A 23,146-nucleotide genomic window follows, 5' to 3' on the forward strand; every position below is an offset into this window, starting at 1 on the left:
GACATCGCCGCCCGCGGCATCGACGTGGACGGCGTCTCGCACGTGCTGAACTTCGAGCTGCCCTATGTGCCGGAAGCCTATGTGCACCGCATCGGCCGCACGGCCCGCGCGGGCGCCGACGGCACCGCCATCAGCTTCGTCGCCGGCGACGAGATGAAGCTGCTGCGCGACATCGAAAAGGTCACGCGCCAGAAGATCCCGTCGACCGACCGCCGACATCGCCGCCCGCGGCATCGACGTSGACGGCGTCTCGCACGTSCTGAACTTCGAGCTGCCCTATGTGCCGGAAGCCTATGTGCACCGCATCGGCCGTACGGCCCGCGCCGGCGCCGACGGCACGGCCATCAGCTTCGTSGCSGGCGACGAGATGAARCTGCTGCGCGACATCGAAAAGGTCACGCGCCAGAAGATCCCGTCGACCGACCGCCGCAACGACAAGTCGCTGGCCCTGCTGGACCAGTCGATCATGGCCTCGGGGGTCAAGTCCAAGGCGACGATGCCGGACGACGGTCGCGGCGACCGCCAGCAGCAGCGCGGCCCGCGCAACCCGCGCCGCGACGGCGTCAAGCTGGAAGGCGGCGGGCARCCGCACCGCGTCCGCAAGCCCGGTCCGGGCCGCGACGCGCGTCCGATGCCGGAACGCGCCTTCGACCCGCTGGCGCGCGAGCGTCCGCGGACCAGCAACAACGACCCGCGCCACAGCTCGGCCCCGGCCGAAGCCAAGCCGGCCGGCGAGATCAAGCGCCGTCCCCGCAGCCGCCGCCCGTCCAACGGCGGCAAGGGCTACGTCGCCAAGGGCTGAGCCTCCGCTGACGTGAATACAGAAGCGCCCGCCGGAGCGATCCGGCGGGCGTTGTCGTGTTCCTGGATCGGAGCGAGGGTCCGCTTCCCACCCATTGCGGACAATGCCGGGCCGCAGCACTTCTAACGGTCTAACCGATGCCCAAGGCCTGATTACGCAATGCTCCGAGCCGCTCTTGTCTCTACGCTGGCCATTCTGTTTTCCGCCTGCTCGCCGGCACCAAAATCCGATGTGCTTCCTGCAAGCGCAGATGTTTCCGCCGTGGAAAGCTGTGCTTGCAAGGAGCGAGGAAACTGCATCCAGCTTGAGCAGGTCGCCGGCCGGGTGGAGGTTCGCGCTCTCAGATGTGAATGGCAGCGGACGGGCTATCGGGCGACTTGCCGGTTCGAGACGCGGTTCATCACCACCTATCCCGATTTCTAAGAAGAAATTGGACCGTGGTCGGACCAGCGGCTGATTTTGCGTCCATCCTCCGAGGGCGGCTGGTGTTCAATTGGCAGGCCCGAGGCGCGATAAGGCGTTCTCTCCGAAAGGTAGCGCGGCCAGCAAGCACCCCCCGATTGACGCGAGCGCGGTCACGAGCAGTCCACGCGAAATCTCTTGGACAGCATTAATCCCCATTGTCGGACAGTCTCATCCTGATCTTGGCCCAGCAAGGGCAGTCCCTTCGTTCCGGATCGTCCCCTGTGCTGGAGGGCCGCTTCCCACCAATAGCGGACATTCGCGATCTCGAGCGACCGCTCCCGCAGGTGAGCCAAGGCGCTAGGTATCTCAGACTAAACTGGGCGTTAGGTTCTCGCTGGTATCCTGTCTCCGGTTAGGCATCTCGCCGGCTCCGCCAACGTTGGATGCGACTTGCCGCCTCCAGAGGGGCTGGGCGCGAGGGGGCAAGTGACTGGAGAGACGAGCTTGACCGCTGACTCGGCTGGGAGCGTGCGGACGTCCAAGGCTCGGCGGCCCATCGCTCGCCGCGTGGTCTTCTATCTGCTGTTTGCGCTCGTGACGGCCATCACCATGAGTCGGGAGGCCTTCACTCTCGGCCTTTATCTACTGGTCATTCCCGCCTTGGCCATGGTCGCGATCCAGTGGGCGTTCTTGGTCCTGCCGCTTGTTGATTGGCCGCTGACGGCTTGGCGACGGACGCGGAGTCCAAAGTGGGTCGGAGCCTGGTTCGGGGCGGCCCTGGTCTGGCCGTTGGGCTTTCCGACCGCCGCCAACCTATGGCAGGAAGCTCGCGCTGCCGCCGGCAGAGTTGGGGATCAGCCCCCCGCCCGGCTCGCCGCGTTCGACGGGCCCATACTTATCTCGGGAGATTGCGGCGCCGAGTGCACGCGCCTCGTGACCGGCGGAACGGTGGAGCGGGTGTTGCGTGCCGAGCACTACGGCATGGGTGAACGCTATAACTACGACTGGCGTGACGGCAGCCATCCAAGCGCGCGGCTCAGCTACGCCTCGACCTATTGCGACGAGGACCGGCGGGAGAAGCTCTCCGCGCTGCCAGACCAGCCAGGCTGGTGCCTGGTGGAGCGCGTGATCGAGGCGCCTGTCTTCGGTGCGGTGATCCACTTCGAGGGCTACTACGGCACTGGCCGCAATCATGGGCGCAGGCGGATCGAGGTATGGAAGTGCGAGCCGCAATGTCACCTGGTGGCCCGCCAGACCGAGTTCAAGCTGCGCCGCTTCGCCGTGCCTCTGCGCATCGCCTATTCGGGCGATGGGATGTACATCGATCCGGATTTTGAACGTGTCCCTATCCGGCGCGGCGACGCCGATCCGGCGCGCGTCGTTGCAGGGGCGCTGGGACTGCACCAGCGGCAAGGACCGCCACGGCTCGGCGAGGATCCGGTCGTGGCGGCGCGCGAGGAGGCCGCTTTTCGGACGGCGGAGGCGAACCGAAAGGCGCGGGAGGAGGTCGAACGGCTGGCGCGGCTCGCGCAGTCTAACCGCGAGCGTGCGGCCGAGTTGGCCAGAATGGCTCGCGAACGGGAGAGCCTTCAGCAGAGCCGCGCCTCTCGCCGCGGCGACTGCGTGATGACAGAGGACGCCGGCATCTTCAGCACAGCTTGCAAGATGCCCTAATTGGGCGGAGCCGACGGAGAGTCGCGTACGGGAAGGTCTCCGACGAATGCGAACGGGACGAGCACAGCGGCAAGTTCGCCGCGGGCTCCCTGACTGAACTGCTTGGCGATGTCCGCTTCCCACCTTAGGCGACCATCCGCTCCCGACCCGTTGCGAACGCCAGCGCTCGATGCGACGACATGGTATCTCGAAAGCGAGTGAGGAGATCAGGGGCATGATGATCCGGCTGGCTCTCACAGTGCTTGCGCTCGGCTTGGCGTGCGCGGGGTGCGCAGACAATACCGGCTACGTGATCACGCCGAGCCTGCCCTCGCCGGGATGCGCAGATGGCCGAACACCTGGCCCTGCCGGAGAGTGCCTCTCGGCAGCAGCAGTCAGCGAGCTGAAAGAGGCGAAGCTCGTTCCCGCGGTAGAGGATGTGCCCCGCTTGTATCTGGACTTTATCGCGCGGGAGCGGTGCCCTGATCAGGCCTACTGCGGAGTGCCGCCTGTGCGAACTGTGAGCCGTGTGTCGTGTCAGCGTTCTGATGAGGAGCTCCCCGCTGAGGCTCAGTGCGCCTTCCGCGTCGAGATCAGTTATCGGCGCATCCGCGGCTTGGCGCTGACGGGCCAGGAATACGATTGCATAGGGCTGTTCGCTCAGCACCCGGAGGGCTGGCGCATGTATGGGTTCGCCGACGCGTGCCGAGAGTCTCATCGCGGTACACCAGCGCTCTATCCCGAGGGCCATCGACAGGACTATCGCGGCAGCCGAAGCCGAAGCCGAAGCCAAGGCCGCCTGCGGCGGGCCGGTCGCACTGGACGTTGCGCGGATAGACGGCGACCCTGCGAATTATGGGTCCGATCCATTGGACTATGAGTGCCTGCCCCGCTGAATGTCTGCTTTCCCCCCCGTAGCGGACGTCGCAAACGGCTGCTCTCGGCAAGCGACCACGAAAAAGCCCGCCGGAGCGAACCGGCGGGCTTTTCATATTCGTTTGTCGGTCGATCAGGCCGCGGCGCTGACCGGGGCSGGAGCGGCGGTTTCCGACGGGTCGCGCAGCACATAGCCGCGGCCCCAGACGGTYTCGATGTARTGYTTGCCGCCCGCCGCCGTCGCCAGCTTCTTGCGCAGCTTGCAGATGAAGACGTCGATGATCTTCAGCTCGGGCTCGTCCATGCCGCCGTACAGGTGGTTCAGGAACATTTCCTTGGTCAGGGTGGTGCCCTTGCGGAGCGAGAGCAGCTCCAGCATCTGGTATTCCTTGCCCGTCAGATGGACGCGGTGGCCGTGCACCTCGACCGTCTTGCCGTCCAGGTTCACGGCGATCTCGCCGGTGTGGATGATGGCCTGGGCGTGSCCCTTCGARCGGCGGACCACGGCRTGGGTGCGCGCGATCAGCTCGTCCTTGTGGAAGGGCTTGGTCATGTAGTCGTCGGCGCCGCCGCCGAAGGTCTTGACCTTGGTCTCGATYTCCGAGGTKCCGGACAGGATCATCACCGGGGTGTTGACCTTGCCGACGCGCAGCTGACGCAGAACCTCAAGGCCGTTCATGTCGGGCAGATTGAGGTCGAGCAGGATCAGGTCGTAGTCATAGATCTTGCCGAGATCGATGCCCTCTTCGCCGAGGTCSGTCGTGTAGACGTTGAAGCCTTCCGACTTCAGCATCAACTCGATGCTCTGCGCGGTCGCGTGATCGTCTTCGATAAGCAGAACGCGCATTGATGCCCCTCCAGGCAAAGCTTGACAGTAGTTCCCGACATCCACTGCCGGGTAACCTTGTTCGAGAGTTAACCGAGTAAAAACTTAAGAAAGGTTAACGCCATCCCATTGAGGCGAATCGTAGGCTGATTTGCGAATCGGCGTCGAGAGTCCTGAGTCAAGCGGACGCATTTTCCTCCGGAACGGGCGATCTTCGCCTCCCTTTCCCTGTACGTCCGGATTCGACGCAGGTCCGGATTATATTCCTATCCGACGCGGCATGCCTTTGAACCGCGGACGTCATGGATGATGGGAGATTTCGGATGAATGAGACGTATCGCGTGCCCGTCGCGGACGGGGACCGTATTCGCGCGGGTCTGGCGATCCAGCTCGTGGCCGCCGCGACGGGGGTGACGGCCGAGCGGATGCGGGCCCAGGTCCGCCTGGGCGGGACGGAGTGCCGTGCGCGCTGGCTGGCGATGTACCTGGCCTATATCGCCTTCGGCTGGCCCCTGGAACGGGTTGGCCACGCCTTCGGATTGAATCGGGCGACGGCGGCGGCGGCCTGCCGATGGGCCGAGGAGGAGCGCGACCGTCCGACCCTCGACGCCATGCTGGACCGGCTGGAGCGCTGCGTGCGCGACGTCCTGGACGCGCCGGTGTGCGAGGTGCCGGCGTGACCCCCGCGGGGCGGGATGCGCCCGCCGCGCGCCCCGGCGCGACGGCCCGCCGGGACCGCGGGACAGGCCCGTCGCCTGCTGGCGCGGCGCGGCGGCTGGATCGAGACCGCGCCCGGCGGCTACGCCCTGAGGGTGGGCCGTGACCGGCGAACCCGCATCCTTCTGGCGGTCGACGAGAGGGTCTTTCGGGAGCTGGCGGAGGAGCCGGGACTGAAAACCCGGCCAGGGGGAGGCTGGGTGGCGCGCCCCGGCGCGACGAGGACTGTGACCGCGCCGGAGGCCGGCCGGCCCGGCGTGATCGAGGGGGTCCGCGCGCTGGCGGAAGGCGACGGCCGGATCACCACGCGTCGCGCCAACCTGGGCCAGTCGGCGATCGCCTGGCTGGCGCGCCGCACGGACGCGAACGGGCGCGCCTGGTTGGCCCCGGCCGAGATCGCCGCCGCCGATCGCCTTGCCCGGGACGCGGAGGCGGCCTTGCGCGGGCCGTCGCTCACCATGCGGTGGGACGCGCTGCCGCGGTCCGGCGCCGGCGGCGGCCTGTCGGGGCGGGACGGACCCGGCGCCGCGGCCCTGGCCGCGGCCCGTCGGGTCGAGACGGCGCTCGCGGCCTGCGGACCCGCGCGCGGAATCGTCGAGGCTATCTGTATCCGCGCCTCGGCGCTGCAGGCGGCCGAACGCGACCTCGGCCTTGGCCGCCGGCGCGGCAAGGCCTTGCTGAAAACAGGACTGGCCGCCCTGGCGGCCCAATACCGCATCGGCTGACCGACGGAGCCGGCCCCGGCTGACGTTACAGGCTCGTAACTGTCGCCGCGGGGCCTTCAGCCCTAGAGTGAACGGCCGCGCATCAGCGCGCGGCGTCTCAAATAGCTCAGCGGACTGCGTTCAACAGTCGGCGAACGGGGATCACCTTGAAGTTTGTTGTTTGTGTCGCGGCGGCGAGTCTGTGCCTGATCAACGCCCCGGCCGTCGCACAGGACCTGTTGGTGGCTCGCATGCTGACAGACGTTTGCCTGCCCTACGCCGCCCGGGCCCGGAGTTTCGAGAAGGCGATCAAGGCGGCTCGGGACCTGAACTTCCGGCGGCCCATCGACGACGTCCAACCCCTGGATGAATGGGCGGCGGAGATCGATCTGGTTTCGGACGACGGCAACTGGCGGCTCCGGATCGAGGAGGGCACGCTCGAACACGGCGACGCCCAGGTCTATGCGGCGAGTTGCACCATCTCGTCGCGGCACGCCAGCGCGCGGGAACTGGCTGACCTGGGCCGCCGCGCCTTCGGCGACCCCGAGCGCTGGACCACTTCGCCGGACCATCCCCGGCGCTGGGAACGCCGGACGCGTCGTCCCGCGGAGCATCGCCTCGCCGTCGAAGTCGCCGAGCCGGCGGAACGACGGCCGACGATGACGGTGACGGGCTACTACTTCTAGGCGGCGGCCTTCGCGGCGTCGCGAATTCGCCCGACCATCGCATTCAGGCCGTTGGCGCGCTGGCGCGTCAGGGCGGACGGCAGGCCGAGACGGTCGAGGGCCGCGCGGGCGTCGAAGGCCAGGATTTCCTCGGGCCGGCGATCCGAATAGAGCTTGAGCAGCAGGGCGATATTGCCCTTCGACAGCGCGCTGTCGCTGTCGGCGAGGAAGCTCAGACGGTCCCCCCGGGGACGGACGGCCAGCCAGACCTGGGCGGCGCAGCCCGGCACCTTGTTGGCCTCGATCCGGTCCGCGTCCGGCAGGGCCGCCAACCCCTTGCCCAGTTCGATGACGTATTCGATCCGGCCCTCCCAGTCGCCCAGCAGGTCGAACTCGTCCACCAGCTCGGCCAGGGCGTCGTCAATGGAGGGATCAGCGGTCATGCGGGCCAGATAGGCCGGGCCGGCGTTAACGACAACCTCTCGACCTGTCCCCGGAAAAGCGCCGACCCGGGCTGCGGCCAGTCGCCTGGAACGCGTGCGTGCTTTGGACGACTCATCCGCAAGGCTAGGCTGGACGGCCGCCGGCGTCCCCGGCTTCTCGCGTCGCGCCCTTGATCCAGTCCGCCCGCCCCGATCCCGGACCTGCCGCGCCCCCTGACCCGGGCGATCGCCCCGCGCTGGCCGCGTGGCATGCCGGCTGGGCCGTGGCCGCCGCCCTGCTCGCGCTGGGCGGACGATGGATCGGCGGGGTCGACGGCCCGGTCTTCTACGGCGTGCTCGCCATGGTGATACCCGGCCTGACGGGCCTGGGCCTGCTGCGGCGCGACGGCGCGGGCGAACGGATGATGCTGCTGGGCGTATGGGGGCTGGCGGCCTTCCTGTCGGCCGCCCTGTCCGGCGGCCTGACCGGCCCCCTGACCGGCTTTGTCTTCCTGCCGCTGGCGGCGGGCATCGCCCTGGGAGGTCCCCGGCCGGTCCAGGCCGGCGCGCTGGCCGTCGGCCTCGCCGCCGTGGCCGGATTGCTGTCGGCCTGGTGGGGCGGACCGGGCCCTCATCTGCCCGCGCTGGCGGCCATTTCGGCCCTGCTGACGGCGGGCGCCGCGGCGCTGGCCGTGCGCCTGTCCTGGCGGCAGCGCGAGCGACGGCTGGAGACGGCCGAGGCCGACGCCGCCCGGATCGAAACCCTGCTGGCGGCCCAGCCCGGCCTGATGCTGATCCTCGAGCCGTCGGGCCGGGACGGGCCGGGTCGTCGCCGCCTATGGCGCGCCGCCCGTCTATCTGCCGGTGGATCCGCTGTTCGAGAGCGGCCTGGTCGCGGCGGTGCACGCGCCCGATCGCCCCCGCCTGCTCGGGGCCATGGAACGGGCCATGGGCGGGCAGGAGGGCGTGGTCGTGTTCGCGCCTCGTCTGGCCCTTGATCGCCGCGCGCAGATGATCGTCCGCCGGCTCGACGACGCCGCGGGCGCGCGGCTCGTGGCCCAGGTGTTCGACGCCACCGCCCAGTACGCCCGTGAACTGGGTCTGGAGACCGCCCGTAACGAGGCCGAGGCGCGCGAGGCCGGCAAGACCCGCTTCCTGGCCAATATGAGCCACGAACTGCGCACGCCGCTGAACGCCGTGCTGGGCTTCTCGGACATCATGCGCCAGCGCATCTTCGGTCCCCTGCCCGACCGCTACGGGGAGTACGCCGACAATATCCACCAGGCCGGCGGTCACCTGCTGGACCTGATCAACGACCTGCTGGACGTCGCCAAGATCGAGGCCGAACGCTACACCCTGACGCTGGAGCGGTTCGACGCCCGCGAGACGGTGTCCGCGGCCATGGCCCTGGTCCGGGTCAATGCCGACGACAAGGGCGTCAGCCTGTCCAGCGTCCTGCCCGGCGATCCTGTCGAGGTCTCGGCCGACCGGCGGGCGCTGAAACAGATCACGCTGAACCTGCTGTCCAATGCGGTGAAATTCACCCCTCCAGGCGGGACGATCACGGTCACGGTCGAGGCCATCGGCCCCTATCTCGAGGTCGTGGTGGCCGACACGGGCGTGGGCATCGCGCCCGAGGACGTGCGCCGTCTGGGCCGCCCGTTCGAACAGGCCGGCGAGATCGAGCAGCGCCGTCAGGGCACCGGCCTGGGTCTGGCGCTGGTCCGCGCCTTCGCCGAACTGCACGGCGGTCGGATGAGCATCGACAGCACCCTGGGCGAAGGCACGGCGGTGACGGTCCGTTTGCCTGTGGCGCTTGTCGCCCGCGCACCCGCTCCGGAAGGCGGGGCCGAGATCATCCCGATGCCGATGAAAAACGGGGTGTGACCCTAGATCAGACCCATCGCCAGAAAGGCCCGGCCGGCGGCGAAATCGCCGGCCTCGAATTTCGCCGTCGCGACGCTGCCGTCCCGGAAGTGGAATTCAATGGCGAACGTCTCGCGGGGATCCAGCCGTTCCAGTGCGGCGGCGGTCGAGGCGGGGAAGCGCCAGACCTCGCCGGCGCGGCGGCCTTCAGCCAGCAGTTCGCGCTCGGCCGGCGCGACGCCCGCCGCCCACAGGCTGGCGCGTGAGGACGCAGGGACAAGCCCCTCTCCGGCCAGCCAGGCGCGCGGAACCCTCGTCGGGTCGCGCAGCACGATCCGCGCGGCGTTGGGGCGTGAGCGACCGACGAAGCTGACCACGGCGACCATATCCTGGGCGTCCCCCTGCCCGGCATAGCCGAAGGCGACGGGAGAGGCGCCGACCACCGAGGTCTGTTTCAGTCGCCAGCCGGGGCCGGCGGAACGCATTCGGTTGGCGGTCCAGTCGCCACGCTCACCGGGGAAGCTCATGCGCGGCGTCCGAAGCCAGCCCGAGAAGGCGTCGTCGACGCGGCTCCGCGCCGTCGCCAGTTGCGGGTCCTGACAGGATACGGCGTGGGCCCGTGACCGGGCGCGGGCCGCGGTGGCGCTGAGGTCGGCCTCGGCCGCGCCCGACCGCAGGGCCGCGCCCCGGGCCTGGGCCGCCGCAGCCCCGAGCGCGGCGTCGATGCGCGCCTCGAAGAGGCCGCAGCGCTGGTCGGCGGCGACCATGAAGGCCCGTTCGTAATAGGTGTCGGCCGGTCCCGCCCGCGCCGGGTCGGGCAGGCACAGGACGGCCGCCGCGAGCAGGGCGGCTTTGGTCTTCAGGGCGGTCTGGCCTATCCTCATGAGGCGCAGTCTACGCGCCATGCGTTCCGGTACGGTTTCCGGGCACGGTTATCAAAATGCTTCTGTCCAGCGACCTGTGGGTGTCCGCCCTGATCCGCCGCGCCGAACTGGCGGGGGCCTTCGCCACGGTCGCGCGCAAGGGCGACGCGCGGGCGGGGACGGTCATCGTCAAGGCGTTCGACACCTCCACCCGCCGCGCCAGACTCTATAGTGAGGCTTTCGGCCCCGACGGCGAACGTCTGTGGATGCAGCCGGTGGAGAGCGAGTTCGAAAGCGAGCTCGACGCCTACATCCAGCGCCAGGCCGGCTACGATCCCGACATCTGGGTGGTCGAGATCGAGGACCGCGAGGGGCGCCACTTCATCACCGAGAAGGTGGCGGTCTGATCCGGACGTCGGCATGGAAACCGCGAGGTTAACGCCGCCGCCGCCGGTGCGAAATACTTAACCGCGTTCGGGAACGGAACCGCAAGCGCCCTGGCCTAGGGTCATCTTCAACGGGCCGGGAAACGAGCCCGGCGATGGTGGGTGTTGTCGATGCTCTTTCTTCTCAACGACGTCGTGTTCGATCTGGACGAGGCCTCCCCGGTCACGCCCGGCGACGCGCGCCGGTTCGAGAACCTGGGTCTGGACTATGTTCTGGAGCTGGGCTGCGAACTGTTCGCCGAGGATCCTCTGATGCATCAGAACGATCCGCAGCGCGCCCGCCGTCTGGCCTGGCTGATCCACGACCGGTCGCCCGAGGTCAACGCCGCCCTGTTCGCGGCGCCGGCCGCCGGTTGTGATCCCGCGCTGGTCGAGCCGCAGTTCTGCGCCCTGCCCGCCGCCATCATGCGCCAGCTCAAGACACGCGCCTCGAAGGGCAAGCTGGACGCCGTCGCCGCCGACAAGGCCGTGTGGATGCGCCTCGCCGCCTGATCGAGAATTATCCCCGCACAACCTTGGACAGCATCGGCGGGGCTGGATAGTGTGACCGTTCCAGTCGGGGAGTCGGCATGCGCTTCATGAATCGGGTCGGGGCGATGGTCCTGGCCGCCTTTGCACTGACTCTGATCGGCGTCTCGCCGGCCCGGGCCGAATGGCTGAAGGCCGAGAGCGAGCGCTTCATCGTCTATGGCGACGGCAACCCGCGCCAGTTGATCGCCTATACCGAAAAGCTGGAGACGTTCGACCGGCTGCTGCGCTGGAAGATGGGTCTGCCCATCGACGACGTTCCGCCGCGCAAGCTGCCGATCTATCTGGTCGATTCCGCCGGCCTGCGTCGGGTGTCGCCCGCGATCGGCGACACGGTCGCGGGCTTCTACGCCGCGCGCGAAGAGGACATCTTCGCCGTGGCCCTCCGCGGCGGCATGGGCGACGACGTGCTGCTGCACGAGTACGCGCACCATTTCATGATGCAGAACGTGCCGTTCGCCTATCCGGCGTGGTTCATCGAAGGTTTCGCGGAATATTTCATGACCGCGGACATCAACGAGACGCGGATCCTGATCGGAAAACCCAACGCGGCCCGCGGATCGTGGCTTCGGGGCGCCACCTGGATCTCGATGAACGACCTGCTGGCCAAGCGCTCCGGCGAGGTCCGGCGGCGGAACGCGACCTACTATCCGCTCGCCTGGCTGATGACCCACTGGTTCATGGGCAATGACGCGCGCTTCAATCAGCTGCGGGCCTATCTTCTGGACGTCGGCGCCGGCGGAAACGCGATCGAGGCCATGCCCCGGGCGACCGGCATGACAAACGCCGAGCTGCGTAGGGAACTGCGCGACTACATGGGTCGGATACCCTACGTCGAAATCCAGAACTTCTTTCCGCGCGCCCAGGTGACGGTGACTCCGCTTCCGGCCTCGTCGGGCGATTTTCTGCTCATGACCCAACGACTGACCGGCGTGCCGACGTCGCACAGCGACTCGACCCTTGCCGAGGTTCGCCGTCTGTCGGCGCGTCATCCCGGCGACGCCGCCGCCATGCTGGCCCTCGGGCACGCCGAAATGCATCTGGGCGACCGCGACGCCGGCGAAGCGGTGCTCAGGCGGCTGATCGCCGCCCACCCCGACCACGTCGAGGGTCACCAGTATCTGGCCAGGTCGCTGCTCGAACGCGCCGCCCAGGACGGGGCGGAGGTCCGCCCCCTGAAGGCCGAGGCGCAGAGATTGCTGGGCCGGGCGTTCGAACTGGACGACGCCGACTACCGCACCTTCATGCTGCTGGCCGAGACGCGCGAAGGCAGCCCCGGCTACCCCAGCGAAAACGACATCCTGACCCGCGAATTGGCGCTGCAGCTGGCCCCCCAGCTGGACAAGGCGCGCATCGACATGGCCCGCACCTATCTGGCCGCCGGACGCCGGGAGGACGCCATCCGGACCATCGAGGTCCTGGCCAACGACCCGCACGGGGGCGATGACGCCAAGGCGGCCCAGACGTTGCTGAACGAGGCGCGCGGCCTCAGCGAGGCCGAAGCCCGGGCGGAAGACGCGGCGGCGGATTCGGTCGATGAGGACCCTGCGCCGCAAGGCAGTTGAGACGACGCGCCTGCCGTCAGACCAGCACGTTGAAGACGATGTGCACGAGGGTCGCGCCCAGGACGATCACGCCGAAGCCGACAATCAGTGAAAGGGCGGGATGCGGTCCGTCGTGGTGCGGCGGCGGATCCACGGAGGGGTTCGGGGCCATGGCCGTTCCTTCGTTTCCAAAGGCGGCGCCCGATTGCGTGACCGGGTCGTCTCGCCGGAACGGACGATGACTCCAAAAGCCCTGTCCGGCGAGGGGTTATTCGCCGGCGAGTGACTTTCGGCCCGGTCCGCGCTACGTCCCGCCGCCCAACGGATCGAACATGTCGAAACTCCCTCTCGAACAGGAGGCCCTGCGCCGCAGGACCTTCGCCATCATCGCGCACCCCGACGCCGGCAAGACCACGCTGACCGAGCACATCCTGCTGGCCGGCGGGGCCATCCGCGCGGCCGGGGCCGTGCGCGCGCGCGGCGAGAACCGGCGCACCCAGTCCGACTGGATGAAGATCGAGAAGGAACGCGGCATCTCCGTCTCGGCCTCGGTCATGACGTTCGAGCACGACGGCAAGATGTTCAACCTGCTCGATACGCCCGGGCACGAGGACTTCTCGGAAGACACCTACCGCACCCTGACTGCGGCCGACTGCGCCATCATGGTGCTGGACGCCGCCAAGGGCATCGAGCCGCAGACGCTGAAGCTGTTCGAGGTCTGCCGCCTGCGCGACATCCCGATCATCACCTTCATCAACAAGCTGGACCGGGAGGCCCAGGACCCGATGGCCCTGCTGGACGAGATCGCCTCGCGCCTGCAACTCGATCCGGCGCCGATCTGGTGGCCGGCGCAGAGCGGAAACCGCCTGCGCGGCATGGTCGAGATGGGCACCGGAAAGTTCCAGCCCTACGCCCGCAAGCCCGCCGGCTCGGCTGAGGACGTGCCCCACCCAGACGCCCTGCCGCTGGCCGAAGCCGCGCAATATTTCGAGGCTGGCGAGCATGAGGCCCTGCTGGAGGCGCAGGAGCTGGTCGAGGGCGGCTATCCGGCCTTCGACCGCCAGTCCTTCCTCGAAGGGCATATGACGCCGGTGCTGTGGGGCTCGGCCCTGCGCCATTTCGGCATCGACGAACTGCTGGCCGCCATCGGCGAATGGGCCCCGCCGCCCAAGGTGATGAAGGCGCACAAGGCCGCCCCGGCCGGAACCCGCAACGCCGCCGAACCGGTCCCCCTGACGGTCGCGCCCGGCGAGCCCGAGGTCACCGGCTTCGTCTTCAAGGTCCAGGCCAACATGGACCCCAACCACCGCGACCGCATCGCCATGTTCCGCATGGCCTCGGGCAGGTTCCAGCGCGGCATGAAGCTGAAGGTCCAGAACACCGGCAAGCAGCTGAGCGTGAACGCCCCCATCATGTTCTTCGCCTCGGACCGCGAGCTGGCCGAGGACGCCTATGCCGGCGACGTCATCGGCATCCCCAACCACGGCGTCCTGCGCGTCGGCGACAGCCTGTCCGAGAGCGGCCTGATCCGCTTCGCCGGCCTGCCGAACTTCGCCCCCGAAATCCTCCAGCGCGTGCGGGTCAAGGATCCGCTCAAGGCCAAACACCTGAAGAAGGCGCTGGACGGCCTGGCCGAGGAGGGCGTGACCCAGCTGTTCCGGCCCGAGATGGGCTCCGACTTCATCGTCGGCGCCGTCGGCCAGCTGCAGTTCGAGGTCATGGCCGACCGGCTGGGCGAGGAATACGGGCTCGAAGTCATCTTCGAGCCCTCGCCCTGGGCCGAGGCCCGCTGGATCGGCGGGACCAAGGCCGACGTCGAGGACTTCATGGGCAAATACCGCGGCCAGATGGCCCGCGACATCGACGACGACCCGGTCTTCCTGGCCAAGTCGAGCTGGGAGACCGGCTACGTCACCGCATGCCCCAAAACAGGCCGAGGACTTCATGGGCAAATACCGCGGCCAGATGGCCCGCGACATCGACGACGACCCGGTCTTCCTGGCCAAGTCGAGCTGGGAGACCGGCTACGTCATGGARCGSTTCCCCRYCGTGGCCTTCACCARGACSAAGGAACGCGGCTAGGCCCGCAGGCTCACGCGCCTGTGGGTTCAGTCAAGCTGAGGCTGGACCGCATGCCCCAAAACAGGCTTGGGTGACGGACGTTCCGGGGGGAGTTCCGTTTTGCGTCCAGTTGTCCGTTGCCTTCTGCTCGCCCTGTCGCTGAGCGCCCTGGCGCCGACGACCGCCCTCGCCGAATGGCGTCGCGCCCAAAGCGAGCATTTCGTCGTCTACAGCGACGGCTCGGAACGGTCGCTGCGCGACTACACGGCCAGGCTCGAGCGGTTCGATGCGCTCCTGACGGCCCGCTTCGGCGCCGGGCGCGCGACCGAGGCTCGCAGGCTGCCGGTCTATCTGGTGGGCGACGGCCGGGCGCTTCGCGTGGCCGTTCCGGGCCTTCCGCCCGGGATCGCCGGCTACTATTCCTCCAGCGACATCGACGTCTTCGCCGTGCTGGTGCGCGGCGAAAGCGACGACATCCTGCTCCACGAATACAGCCATCACGTCATGGCGAGGGCCGGCGACGCCCGGTATCCGGGATGGTTCCGCGAGGGCTTCGCCGAGTATTTCGCCACCGCGACGGTCACCGAGGGCGGCGAGGCGTCCTTCGGCCTGCCTGACCGGGGGCGGCTGTACGCCCTGCAGCAGAACCGCTGGCTGCCGATGGACGCCGTGCTGCGGGCCGACAGCCCTCTCGCGATCGACAGCCAGACGGGCATGAACATGTACTACGCCCAGTCCTGGGCCCTGACCCACTGGCTGCTGTCCGACACGGGGCGGATACGAAACCTCTCCGCCTATGTCGCCGCGGTGAACGGCGGCCGGGACCCCGTCGAGGCCTGGCAGGCGATCTACGCCATGACGCCCGAGCAGCTGACGGCCCAGCTTCGGGCCCATGTGCGCGGGCGTCTTTCCTACACAAAGCTGGACATCCCCCCGATCAGTCCCGTCATCACGGTGACGACCCTGTCGCCCGCGGCCGATGCGGTCATTCTGCCGGCGATCAACGCCCGCTCGTGGGATCCCGAACAGCTCGACGGCCCCGCGCTTCTGGGAACACTCCAGGCGGCCGCGGCCCGTTTCCCTGACGATCCCCTGGCCCTGGTCGCCCTGGGCCGCGCGGAAAAGCGCTGGGGAGACGAGGCCGCCGCCGAAACAGCCCTGACTCGCGCGCTCGAACGCCAGGCGGACAACGTCGAGGGCCTTCTCCTGATGGCGGATCTCGCCACGGAGCGCGGGGAGGCCGCGGCGAACGAGGCCGAGCGGACGCGGCAGCGGGATCTGGCGCGGGATTTCCTGCGCCGCGCGTTGGAGGCCGACCCCACCGACCATCGGGTCTACACGGCCCAGGCGCGGTTCCGCCGGTATGGGCGCGACTGACCAGCGGTCAGCCCGGCCACCGGTCCGGGAGGCATGGCTTGATCGGGCAGATCGAACAGACGGCGACCGTTCGGACAGACTTTCAGCGCACGGTCGAACTCCCGGCGCGGCGCTGCGTTTGCACCCTGCAGCCCCGGGACGCCTGTTTGGTCCCGAAGCGGGACGACGGAGCGTCTGAACCCATGTTCGAATTCGGCCGGGATTTGAGAAAGCTGTTCGAAAATGCGCGCGAGAGCGACGACCTCGGCTGGCTGGAGCTGATCGGCGCGGACCTGGTCGAGGCCGAGGCCCGACGCGAGACCATCGACGCCGGCCGGGTCTCCAGCGCCCGTCCCTTCGCCGGCTGGATGCGCGCCTCGGCCCTGTGGCGCGAGCACGCGCGCCGCACCGGTCGCAAGAGCAGCCTCGACCGCGCGGCCTCCGCCGCTTCCGACGCCGCACGGCATACGACGACGCCGGACCAGACGGCGGCCGCGGCCGTCGAATCGGGCGAAATTCACCTGTTGCGCTTCGACCTGTTCGGCGGGCCGGAGAAGCTGACGGCGGCGCTGGCGGATGTTCAGTCCCTGGCCGCGGAACGCCCCGCCACCCAATCGGCGGCGGCCGCGCTGCACGCCCGTCTGACCGCGCGCCGGGCGCGGCTGTCGGGACAGCCCTCGGTCATGCTGGACGCCGCGGCCCTGCTGGACGCCGCGGTGCACGGCTCCCGCGGGCTGCCCCGGACCATGGGCGACGAACTGAGGCTGGAGCGCGCGGCGCTGTCGCTGGAGGCCGGGGTGGCGCGACGCGACGGCCGGTTGCTGGATCAGGCCGGCCGCGACCTGCGGGTGCTGGTCGAGACCGCCTCGCCTGACTACCGCCCCCTGACCCGCGCCCGCGCCCTGGCGCTCGCCGGCGCCGGCCTGATGGCCCTGGCCCGGCTGGCCCGCAACGACGCCGCGGTCGAGCAGGGCCAGGCCCTGTTCCGGGCCGCCGCGGACCAGTTCACGCCGGACCACAGTCCGCTGGACTGGGTCGCCGTACAGCTGGTTCAGAGCCCGGGCGACACCCCGCTGCTGCCGCTCACACAGGCCGAGACCCTGACTCGCGAACCGGGTCTGGTCCTGGGCGCCCTGGCGCGCGAGCGACGGCTGGCGGCGGCGACCAACATGGCCGAGGACGCCGGCGACGTCGCCGCCCTGTTCGGGCTGGAGACGATCGTCCGCCAGCGCCTCGCCGCCCGGGAGTCTCAACCTCTCGACTGGGCCGCCGACCAGATCGGCATGGCGCGGCTGGCCATGGCCCGGGGCCGCCTGATGGGCGTCGAGCCGCGCGCGGTCGGCCTGATGCTGGCCGAGGCCATGGAGACGGCCCGCGAATGGGGCGCGCCGGCGCTGGTCGAGCGGGCCCTGCTGGCCGTGCCGGAGACGGTCGGTCTCTAGTTCGGCCTAGCCGCCGAGGGCCACGAACCCGCCGTTTGCAAAGCGGGGCTTGCCATAGCGCAGCGGCTGGCCGTCCTCGGCCATGACCCGGCCGCCGGCCGCTTCCAGCACCGCCTGCCCCGCCGCCGTGTCCCATTCCGAGGTCGGCCCGGTGCGCGGATAGGCGTCGAACCGCCCCTCGGCGATCAGGCAGAATTTCAGCGACGAATCCGTGCCCTGCCAATGGACGCAGCCGTGGCGCGAAGCGAGGCGCTGGGCCTCCGCGTCGGTCATGCTGTGGCTCATCACCGCCATGGGCGAGGCGGGCCGGTTGCGCACCTTGATGGCCTGCCAGCCCTCGCCGAAACGGCGGCGGAAGGCGCCCCCGCCCGGCGCGCCGCTGCGCCAGGTCGTGGCCGTGGCCGGCGCCGTCACCACGCCCGCGACCGGCGCGCCCTTGTGGATCAGGGCGATGTTGACGGTGAAGCTCTCGCGCCCCTCGACGAAGCCCCGCGTGCCGTCCAGCGGATCGATCAGCCAGAACCAGTCCGCGGCGTGGTCGGGGGCTCCGTGGACCTCGACGGCCTCTTCGGCGACGGTCTGGACGCCGGGATACAGCGCCTCGAGCCGGGCGAGGATCAGGGCCTCGGCCTCGCGATCGGCCCCGGTGACGGGGCTGTCGTCGGCCTTGGCGTCGGCCACCACGCCGTTGCGCCACCAGGGCAGGATGACGCGCGCCGCGTCCTCGGCGATGTCGGCCAGGGACTCGGCCAGGGCGCCGGACGCGAGGTCGGCGGTCAGTCGTTTGATCATGGCGCGGGATTAGAGCATCGGACCGGTTTCGCGAACCGGCAAATCAGGTCAGCGTCCGGCCTGTTGTCCGACTGTTGCTCCGGGGCCCTATGACCGACACCTCCACCGCCCGGCCCGACGGCCCGGCCCTTCCCGACGGCCAGGCCTTGGCCGCGCTGATCGCCGGCAAGCTGTGCCATGACTTCATCAGTCCGGCGGGCGCGATCAGCTCCGGCCTGGACCTGCTCAAGGATCCCTCGGCCCAGGATATGCGCGACGACGCCATGAGCCTGATCGAGGCCAGCGCGAAGAAGATGGTCGCCCTCGTTTCGTTCGCCCGGGTGGCCTTCGGCGCCGCGACATCGGCCGAGCGGTTCTCGGCCGCCGAGCTGGGCGATCTGGTGGCCGGCCTGACCGAAGGCGGCCGCGCGACTCTCGACTGGAAGGTCGGGGACGGCAGCTATTCCAAGGCCCAGTCGCGGGCGCTGGTGAATCTGGCGTATCTGACCATGGCGGCCCTGCCGTCCGGCGGAAACGCCGTCATCGTCACCCGGCGGGACGGGGACGACCTGATCGTCGAGGGGCTGGCCGAGGGAAACCGCGCCCGCCTGAAGGCCGAGGCCGTCGCGGGTCTGGCGGGACAGGCCCTGGGCGAGGGCCTGCCGGGCCAGTGGATACAACCCTACTGGCTGTGGCTGACCGCGCACGACGCCGGCGGCTCGCTCGACGTCCAGTGCGAGGAAGGCCGCGTCGTCCTCTCCGCCCGCATGCCTAACTGAGACTTAAGCCGGTTTCCCAAGGACTCATTAACCGGCTCGGGGCGACTATGGAGATGTCGCACACCGGGCGTTGTGAGACGCAGTATTGGAACACGGACCTTGACCCCCAGAACCTGTCTGATCGTCGACGACAGCCGGATCATCCGCAAGGTCGCCCGGCGCATCGTCGAAGGACTCGGCTTCGAGGTCGATGAAGCCGCCGACGGCGCCGAGGCCCTGGCCTTCTGCGTCGGCGTGATCCCCGAGGTCGTTCTGCTGGACTGGTCGATGCCCGTCATGGACGGCATGACCTTCCTGCGCCGCCTGCGCGCCCTGCCCGGCGGCCTCGCCCCCAAGGTTCTGTTCTGCACCATCGAGACCCGCGCCGAGCGGATCGCCGAGGCCCTGTCCGCCGGCGCCGACGACTATGTGATGAAGCCGTTCGACGGCGAGATCCTGACCTCGAAATTCGCCGAAGTGGGGGCCGTCTGACCCCATGACGCCGGACGATTTCGATCGCCTCCAGAACCTGATGGCCTCGCGCGCGGGGTTCAGGCTGACGCGCGACCGGATGAAGCTGGCCGAACATCGTCTGGGCCCCGTGGCCCGGCGCGAGGGGTTCGAGACGGTCGACGCCATGCTGGCCTCGCTGTGGGCCAAACCCGTCGCCTCCCTGGGCTGGGCGGTGATCGAGGCCCTGCTGAATCCCGAAACCTGGTTCCGCCGCGACCGCACGAGTTTCGACACCCTGGCCGGGGAGCTCCTGCCGGCGCTGGGCAAGGCGCGGGGCGGTCAACCGGTCAGGATCTGGTCCGCCGGCTGCTCGACCGGCCAGGAAGCCTGGTCCCTGGCCATCGCGGCCCAGGAAGCCGGCGTCGCCGTCGAGATCGTCGCCACCGACCTGTCGCAACGCGCGCTCGAAAAGGCCCGGTCCGGCGCCTACACCGGGTTCGAAATCCAGCGCGGGCTCAAGGCCGAAACCATGCTGCGCTGGTTCGATCAGGCCGAGGACGCCTGGATCGCCAGGGCCGAGCTGCGCGCCATGGTCCATTTCGCCCGCGCCAATCTGACCGACGCCCCGACGGACGATCACCGTTTCGACGTCATCTTCTGCCGCCACGTGCTGGGCGACGCCGATCCCGCGCGCCGGCGCGACATGTTCGACAATCTGGAACGCCGCCTCGTCGATGACGGCTGCCTGTTCCTCGGCCCCGACGAACAGCCGGACGGCGACAGCATCGCCTTCCGCGCGGTCGCCGGCCGCAAGGGCCTGTTCGTGAAATCGACGGCGGCGCTGCGCCGCGCGGCCTGACGCAGCGGACATTCGCCATTCGGCGATGCCTGTACCGGGTGCGGATATAGCGGCCGTCACGCCTCCGGTGTCGCGCATGTGTCGTCAGAAATGTCCCGGCGGCGGCATCGCATTTTGTGTCTGGGCCGGGCGGAGTGTCCCCTTTGGAGGACAGCGGCGCCTTGGCGGGGCCATCGCCTCCGGACGGCGGATTTGGGGCCAGCCCCTCATGTTGCGCCTGCCGAATTTCGCGCGTATTTCTATTTCGCCAACCGCGGCTATTCCGCCGCCCCAACAGAAACGGTCGATCATCATTTCCCCAGCCTGAGGCGTTAAAATGCCGGACTATCGCATCTACCTGCACGACGGACCCGACACTCCGCCTGCCGCCGAGATCGTGACGGCGAACGACCATGTAGAGGCGCTTGTTCTTGGGGAGATTCGATTGCTGTTGAGCTCGGCGTTCACCCATGCCGTCGTCTCGCTTGACGGCCAGATGGTTGGCTCTCTCAAGCGCGACAGCCAGCCGAGCCTGGACGAGTTGGCGGCGGGCTCGGCCAGACCGGAACCACCCGTCCTGCCGTTGTAGCCGTGGAAATCGCGTCGCGATCCCGTCCCGGCGTCTGCTTCAATCTCCGCAACGGGTCGGAACCCGTCCTCGCTCCGGCTGCCGAAGGATGACGAACCCGACATAGCCCGCTAGCGTGGCCGTTCATCGGGGAGGATGGGTCATGCGGCTGCTCTGGCTGGTCGGATCATTGGCGCTGGGGTTGCTGATCGCGGCGCTGACCCTGCAGAGTCCCCGCCCCGTCCCGGCCAGCGCACCCGCGACGGCCTTCTCCGCCGGACGGGCCATGGCGGACGTGCGCGAGATCGCGCGACGCCCCCATCCCGTCGGCTCGACGGACCACATCCGGGTCCAGACCCTGCTGTTGCAGCGCATGGCCGCCCTCGGCCTGCAGACCTCGACCCAGACCGGCCCCCTCTCGCCCGAGGCGGTGCAGCGGATCGAGCGCGACGGACGGTCGGCCTCCGGTCTCGAGCTGACCAATCTGATCGGCGTCCTGCCCGGACGCGACCCGCGCCTACCCGCCGTCGCCCTGATGGCGCACTACGACACCGTGCCGGACTCCGCCGGCGCCGCGGACGACACGGCGGGCGTCGCCGCCATTCTCGAGACCGTCCGCGCCCTCCGCGCCCGCGGCGCCGCCGACCGCACCCTCGTCGTTCTGCTGACCGACGGCGAGGAGCTGAACCTCGACGGCGCGCGCGTCTTCTGGGGCGGACATCCCCTGCGCGACCGCATCGGCGCGGTGGTCAATCTCGAGGCGCGCGGTGGCGGCGGCCGGGCCATGATGTTCGAGACGGGCCGTGGCAACGCCCCGACCATCGCCCTGTTCGCCCGCGCGGCCGTCAAGGCGACCGGCGGCGTCTCGTCCAATTCTCTGGCGGTGTTCGTCTATGAGCTGATGCCCAACGGCACCGACTTCACCATCCCCAAGGACCGCGGCGTCCAGGGGATCAACCTCGCCTTCATCGGCCGCCCCGCCCAGTATCACGCCGACGCCTCGACGCCGGACGCGCTCGACCAGGGCAGCGTCCAGCACATCGGCTCCCAGGCGCTGGAGACCGCGGACGCCCTGTTGCGCGCGCCCGCCCTGCCCGCCGCGACGCAGAACCTCGTCTACGCCGACCTGTTCGGACGCTTGATCGTCGGCCACGCGCCGGCGACCGGCTGGCTGCTGCTGGGCCTGGCCTTCCTCGCTCTGGGCGCCGCGATGTGGCGGGCGCGGTCGCGCGCCGGCCTGACCTTCGCCGACCTCGGGCGTGGCATGGTCGACGGCCTGTGGTTCCTGTCGACGGGTCTGGTCCTGACCCAGGCCGTGCGGCTGCTGGCCGGACCGCTGTCGGCCCGCGCCGACAGCGCCGAGGCCTACTACACCCTGCTGGCCCGCCTGCCGTGGATGGAGGCCGGAGTCGCGCTGACGGTCCTCGCCCTCGCGCTCGCCCTACTGGGCGGGCGGACCCGGCCCGACCGCCGCGTCGTCGCTGTGGGGGTCGCCGCCTCCGCCTTGCTTGCGGTGGCGCTGGGCGGATTGAACCTCATCGTCATCGGCGCCGCCGTCGTCGCCGTCGGACTGTCCCTCACGCCGACCCTCGCGGCCCGCACGACCTGGGGCGGATGGACAGGATCGATCGGCCTGATCCTGATCGTCGCGGCAGCCGCCCAGGCCTCCGCGCCCGAGGCCGCCTTCCTGTTCGTCTGGACCGGCCTGCTCGCCGCCCTGACCGCCGCGCTCGCCGCCTTCCTCGATCCGGGCCTGACCGGCGCGCGGTCGCTGGCCCCCATCGCGGCCGCCGCCGTCCTGGGCGCCGGCTGGATCGCCGGACTGGCCCACACCGTCTTCCTCGGCATCGGCATGGACCTGCCCGGCGTGCTGGTCCTGCTCGGCTTGCTGGTCCTGATGTTCGTCCGGCCGCTGAGCCCGGAGCGGGCCATGGCGCGGCCCCTGCTGATGACGGCCCTGGCCGTTCTGTTGCTGGGCGCCGCCCTGTCCGGCACGGCCCGGTTCGCCGAGCCCCGGCCGGCCCCCGCGACGGTCGCCTCGGCATGACCGCGCCGACGCCCCTGTATCTGGAAGACCTCCACGTCGGCCAGACCTTCGTCACCCCCTCGGTCACGGTCACGACCGAGGACATCAAGGCCTTCGCCCGCCAGTTCGACCCCCAGCCCTTCCACCTCGACGAGGATGCCGCGCAAGACAGCCTGTTCGCCGGCCTGGCCGCCAGCGGCTGGCACACGGCGGCGCTGAGCATGCGGCTGCTGGTCGACGGCCTGCCCATCGCCGGCGGCCTGATCGGCGTCGGCGGCGAGACCACCTGGCCCCGCCCCACCCGGCCGGGGGATACGCTGACGGTTCACGTCGAGGTGCTGGAGATCACCCCCTCGAAGTCGCGTCCCGACCGCGGCATGGTCCGCACCCGCAACGAGACCCGCAACCAGCACGGCGAGCCGGTGCAGATCTCCCGCCTCGGCATCGTCGCCTGGCGCCGCCCCGCCTAGTGACGGCGGAGGCCGGCAGGTTCTTCACCAAGGGCACGAAGGAAGGCACGAAGGGCACAACGGGACCGGGGATTGCGTCAAGCGAG

Annotated in this window: 22 protein-coding genes and 3 pseudogenes; 20 read left to right on the top strand and 5 right to left on the bottom strand. The window is 69.6% G+C overall.

Annotation, left to right across the window (positions count from 1 at the left end; genetic code table 11):
• The 3 genes and pseudogenes from ASD25_RS33180 to ASD25_RS13100 form a co-directional block, all read left to right on the top strand.
• Positions 1-220, top strand: a pseudogene (locus ASD25_RS33180) (helicase-related protein); the annotation flags it as partial.
• Positions 215-802 (top strand): annotated as a pseudogene (locus tag ASD25_RS13095) (helicase-related protein); the annotation flags it as partial. The pseudogenes ASD25_RS33180 and ASD25_RS13095, both read left to right, overlap by 6 nt.
• Before the next feature lie 972 nt (positions 803-1,774).
• Entirely contained in the window at positions 1,775-2,881 is a 1,107-nt protein-coding gene (locus ASD25_RS13100; protein ID WP_156389304.1) for a hypothetical protein, read from the top strand.
• 988 nt (positions 2,882-3,869) lie between these two features.
• Here the strand turns inward: ASD25_RS13100 and ctrA are convergent.
• A complete protein-coding gene (ctrA, locus tag ASD25_RS13105) occupies positions 3,870-4,583 on the bottom strand; it encodes a response regulator transcription factor CtrA (RefSeq protein ID WP_055827964.1) in 714 nt (237 codons plus the stop codon).
• A 302-nt stretch (positions 4,584-4,885) separates the two neighbouring features.
• Here ctrA and ASD25_RS13110 point away from each other — a divergent pair, with 302 nt between their 5' ends.
• From ASD25_RS13110 to ASD25_RS13120, 3 genes are all read left to right on the top strand, one after another.
• Positions 4,886-5,242, top strand: a complete 357-nt coding sequence (locus ASD25_RS13110) for a chromosomal replication initiator DnaA (protein ID WP_055827961.1) — start codon at positions 4,886-4,888, stop codon at positions 5,240-5,242.
• Positions 5,243-5,257: 15 nt separating this feature from the next.
• On the top strand, positions 5,258-6,004 hold the full coding sequence (locus tag ASD25_RS13115; protein ID WP_056617454.1) for a DUF6456 domain-containing protein: 747 nt from the start codon (positions 5,258-5,260) through the stop codon (positions 6,002-6,004).
• Positions 6,005-6,150: 146 nt separating this feature from the next.
• Positions 6,151-6,669: a hypothetical protein gene (locus tag ASD25_RS13120; protein ID WP_235562720.1), complete on the top strand. Its 519-nt coding sequence runs from the start codon at positions 6,151-6,153 to the stop codon at positions 6,667-6,669.
• Here the strand turns inward: ASD25_RS13120 and ASD25_RS13125 are convergent.
• Positions 6,666-7,091, bottom strand: coding sequence for a SufE family protein (locus tag ASD25_RS13125; protein WP_055827953.1), 426 nt, complete (start codon positions 7,089-7,091; stop codon positions 6,666-6,668). The two genes, ASD25_RS13120 and ASD25_RS13125, sit on opposite strands and share 4 nt — an antisense overlap.
• Positions 7,092-7,261: 170 nt before the next feature.
• On the opposite strand from ASD25_RS13125, the gene ASD25_RS31990 reads away from it, so the two are divergent.
• Positions 7,262-8,068, top strand: coding sequence for a hypothetical protein (locus tag ASD25_RS31990; protein WP_056617457.1), 807 nt, complete (start codon positions 7,262-7,264; stop codon positions 8,066-8,068).
• A 166-nt stretch (positions 8,069-8,234) separates the two neighbouring features.
• The gene (locus ASD25_RS31995; protein ID WP_235562722.1) at positions 8,235-8,957 is read left to right on the top strand and encodes a sensor histidine kinase KdpD; all 723 of its coding nucleotides are present in this window, start codon (positions 8,235-8,237) and stop codon (positions 8,955-8,957) included.
• A 2-nt stretch (positions 8,958-8,959) separates the two neighbouring features.
• On the opposite strand, the gene ASD25_RS13140 is transcribed toward ASD25_RS31995, so the two are convergent.
• Positions 8,960-9,841: a hypothetical protein gene (locus ASD25_RS13140; RefSeq protein ID WP_156389305.1), complete on the bottom strand. Its 882-nt coding sequence runs from the start codon at positions 9,839-9,841 to the stop codon at positions 8,960-8,962.
• A gap of 35 nt (positions 9,842-9,876) precedes the next feature.
• Between ASD25_RS13140 and ASD25_RS13145 the strand changes: the two genes are divergently transcribed.
• The 3 genes from ASD25_RS13145 (at position 9,877) to ASD25_RS13155 (ending at position 12,338) form a co-directional block, all read left to right on the top strand.
• Entirely contained in the window at positions 9,877-10,206 is a 330-nt protein-coding gene (locus tag ASD25_RS13145) for a DUF1491 family protein (RefSeq protein ID WP_055827948.1), read from the top strand.
• Between the two features lie 150 nt (positions 10,207-10,356).
• Positions 10,357-10,737, top strand: coding sequence for a hypothetical protein (locus tag ASD25_RS13150; protein WP_055827945.1), 381 nt, complete (start codon positions 10,357-10,359; stop codon positions 10,735-10,737).
• Between the two features lie 77 nt (positions 10,738-10,814).
• Entirely contained in the window at positions 10,815-12,338 is a 1,524-nt protein-coding gene (locus ASD25_RS13155) for a tetratricopeptide repeat protein (protein ID WP_055827942.1), read from the top strand.
• 16 nt (positions 12,339-12,354) lie between these two features.
• Here ASD25_RS13155 and ASD25_RS32820 read toward each other — a convergent pair whose 3' ends face one another.
• Positions 12,355-12,489: a hypothetical protein gene (locus tag ASD25_RS32820; protein ID WP_255356160.1), complete on the bottom strand. Its 135-nt coding sequence runs from the start codon at positions 12,487-12,489 to the stop codon at positions 12,355-12,357.
• Positions 12,490-12,649: 160 nt separating this feature from the next.
• Between ASD25_RS32820 and ASD25_RS13160 the strand changes: the two are divergent.
• The 3 genes and pseudogenes from ASD25_RS13160 to ASD25_RS13170 all read left to right on the top strand — a co-directional run.
• A pseudogene (locus ASD25_RS13160) lies at positions 12,650-14,230 on the top strand (peptide chain release factor 3); the annotation flags it as partial.
• 268 nt (positions 14,231-14,498) lie between these two features.
• Positions 14,499-15,755 carry a DUF1570 domain-containing protein gene (locus tag ASD25_RS13165; protein WP_055827936.1) on the top strand — a complete coding sequence of 419 codons (1,257 nt, stop codon included), beginning with the start codon at positions 14,499-14,501 and terminating at the stop codon, positions 15,753-15,755.
• 182 nt (positions 15,756-15,937) lie between these two features.
• Positions 15,938-17,176 (top strand): hypothetical protein, encoded by a 1,239-nt coding sequence (locus ASD25_RS13170; RefSeq protein WP_055827934.1) that lies wholly within the window; start codon positions 15,938-15,940, stop codon positions 17,174-17,176.
• A gap of 6 nt (positions 17,177-17,182) precedes the next feature.
• Here the strand turns inward: ASD25_RS13170 and cysQ are convergent, their stop codons facing one another.
• Positions 17,183-17,968, bottom strand: a complete 786-nt coding sequence (gene cysQ / locus ASD25_RS13175; protein ID WP_055827931.1) for a 3'(2'),5'-bisphosphate nucleotidase CysQ — start codon at positions 17,966-17,968, stop codon at positions 17,183-17,185.
• An 89-nt stretch (positions 17,969-18,057) separates the two neighbouring features.
• Between cysQ and chpT the strand changes: the two genes are divergently transcribed.
• From chpT to ASD25_RS13205, 6 genes are all read left to right on the top strand, one after another.
• Positions 18,058-18,726 carry a histidine phosphotransferase ChpT gene (chpT, locus tag ASD25_RS13180; RefSeq protein WP_055827928.1) on the top strand — a complete coding sequence of 223 codons (669 nt, stop codon included), beginning with the start codon at positions 18,058-18,060 and terminating at the stop codon, positions 18,724-18,726.
• Positions 18,727-18,825: 99 nt separating this feature from the next.
• Positions 18,826-19,197, top strand: a complete 372-nt coding sequence (locus tag ASD25_RS13185) for a response regulator (protein WP_055827926.1) — start codon at positions 18,826-18,828, stop codon at positions 19,195-19,197.
• Between the two features lie 4 nt (positions 19,198-19,201).
• Positions 19,202-20,017 (top strand): protein-glutamate O-methyltransferase CheR, encoded by an 816-nt coding sequence (locus ASD25_RS13190; RefSeq protein ID WP_055827924.1) that lies wholly within the window; start codon positions 19,202-19,204, stop codon positions 20,015-20,017.
• Positions 20,018-20,333: 316 nt separating this feature from the next.
• Positions 20,334-20,585, top strand: coding sequence for a hypothetical protein (locus ASD25_RS13195; protein ID WP_055827919.1), 252 nt, complete (start codon positions 20,334-20,336; stop codon positions 20,583-20,585).
• 142 nt (positions 20,586-20,727) lie between these two features.
• Positions 20,728-22,611: a M20/M25/M40 family metallo-hydrolase gene (locus ASD25_RS13200; RefSeq protein WP_055827916.1), complete on the top strand. Its 1,884-nt coding sequence runs from the start codon at positions 20,728-20,730 to the stop codon at positions 22,609-22,611.
• Positions 22,608-23,060 carry a MaoC family dehydratase gene (locus ASD25_RS13205; RefSeq protein ID WP_055827913.1) on the top strand — a complete coding sequence of 151 codons (453 nt, stop codon included), beginning with the start codon at positions 22,608-22,610 and terminating at the stop codon, positions 23,058-23,060. Before ASD25_RS13200 ends, ASD25_RS13205 begins: the two co-directional genes overlap by 4 nt.
• Positions 23,061-23,146: the final 86 nt, after the last annotated feature.

Source organism: Brevundimonas sp. Root1423 (genome assembly GCF_001426805.1).

Excerpts from the sequence above, each read along its gene's own strand:
- ASD25_RS13110 (WP_055827961.1), top strand. The coding sequence starts at position 4,886 with ATGAATGAGACGTATCGCGTGCCCGTCGCGGACGGGGACCGTATTCGC.
- ASD25_RS13115 (WP_056617454.1), top strand. The coding sequence starts at position 5,258 with ATGCGCCCGCCGCGCGCCCCGGCGCGACGGCCCGCCGGGACCGCGGGA.
- ASD25_RS13125 (WP_055827953.1), bottom strand. The coding sequence starts at position 7,091 with ATGACCGCTGATCCCTCCATTGACGACGCCCTGGCCGAGCTGGTGGAC.
- ASD25_RS31995 (WP_235562722.1), top strand. The coding sequence starts at position 8,235 with ATGAGCCACGAACTGCGCACGCCGCTGAACGCCGTGCTGGGCTTCTCG.
- ASD25_RS13140 (WP_156389305.1), bottom strand. The coding sequence starts at position 9,841 with ATGGCGCGTAGACTGCGCCTCATGAGGATAGGCCAGACCGCCCTGAAG.
- ASD25_RS13145 (WP_055827948.1), top strand. The coding sequence starts at position 9,877 with ATGCTTCTGTCCAGCGACCTGTGGGTGTCCGCCCTGATCCGCCGCGCC.
- ASD25_RS13150 (WP_055827945.1), top strand. The coding sequence starts at position 10,357 with ATGCTCTTTCTTCTCAACGACGTCGTGTTCGATCTGGACGAGGCCTCC.
- ASD25_RS13155 (WP_055827942.1), top strand. The coding sequence starts at position 10,815 with ATGCGCTTCATGAATCGGGTCGGGGCGATGGTCCTGGCCGCCTTTGCA.
- ASD25_RS32820 (WP_255356160.1), bottom strand. The coding sequence starts at position 12,489 with ATGGCCCCGAACCCCTCCGTGGATCCGCCGCCGCACCACGACGGACCG.
- ASD25_RS13170 (WP_055827934.1), top strand. The coding sequence starts at position 15,938 with ATGTTCGAATTCGGCCGGGATTTGAGAAAGCTGTTCGAAAATGCGCGC.
- cysQ (WP_055827931.1), bottom strand. The coding sequence starts at position 17,968 with ATGATCAAACGACTGACCGCCGACCTCGCGTCCGGCGCCCTGGCCGAG.
- chpT (WP_055827928.1), top strand. The coding sequence starts at position 18,058 with ATGACCGACACCTCCACCGCCCGGCCCGACGGCCCGGCCCTTCCCGAC.
- ASD25_RS13190 (WP_055827924.1), top strand. The coding sequence starts at position 19,202 with ATGACGCCGGACGATTTCGATCGCCTCCAGAACCTGATGGCCTCGCGC.
- ASD25_RS13195 (WP_055827919.1), top strand. The coding sequence starts at position 20,334 with ATGCCGGACTATCGCATCTACCTGCACGACGGACCCGACACTCCGCCT.
- ASD25_RS13200 (WP_055827916.1), top strand. The coding sequence starts at position 20,728 with ATGCGGCTGCTCTGGCTGGTCGGATCATTGGCGCTGGGGTTGCTGATC.
- ASD25_RS13205 (WP_055827913.1), top strand. The coding sequence starts at position 22,608 with ATGACCGCGCCGACGCCCCTGTATCTGGAAGACCTCCACGTCGGCCAG.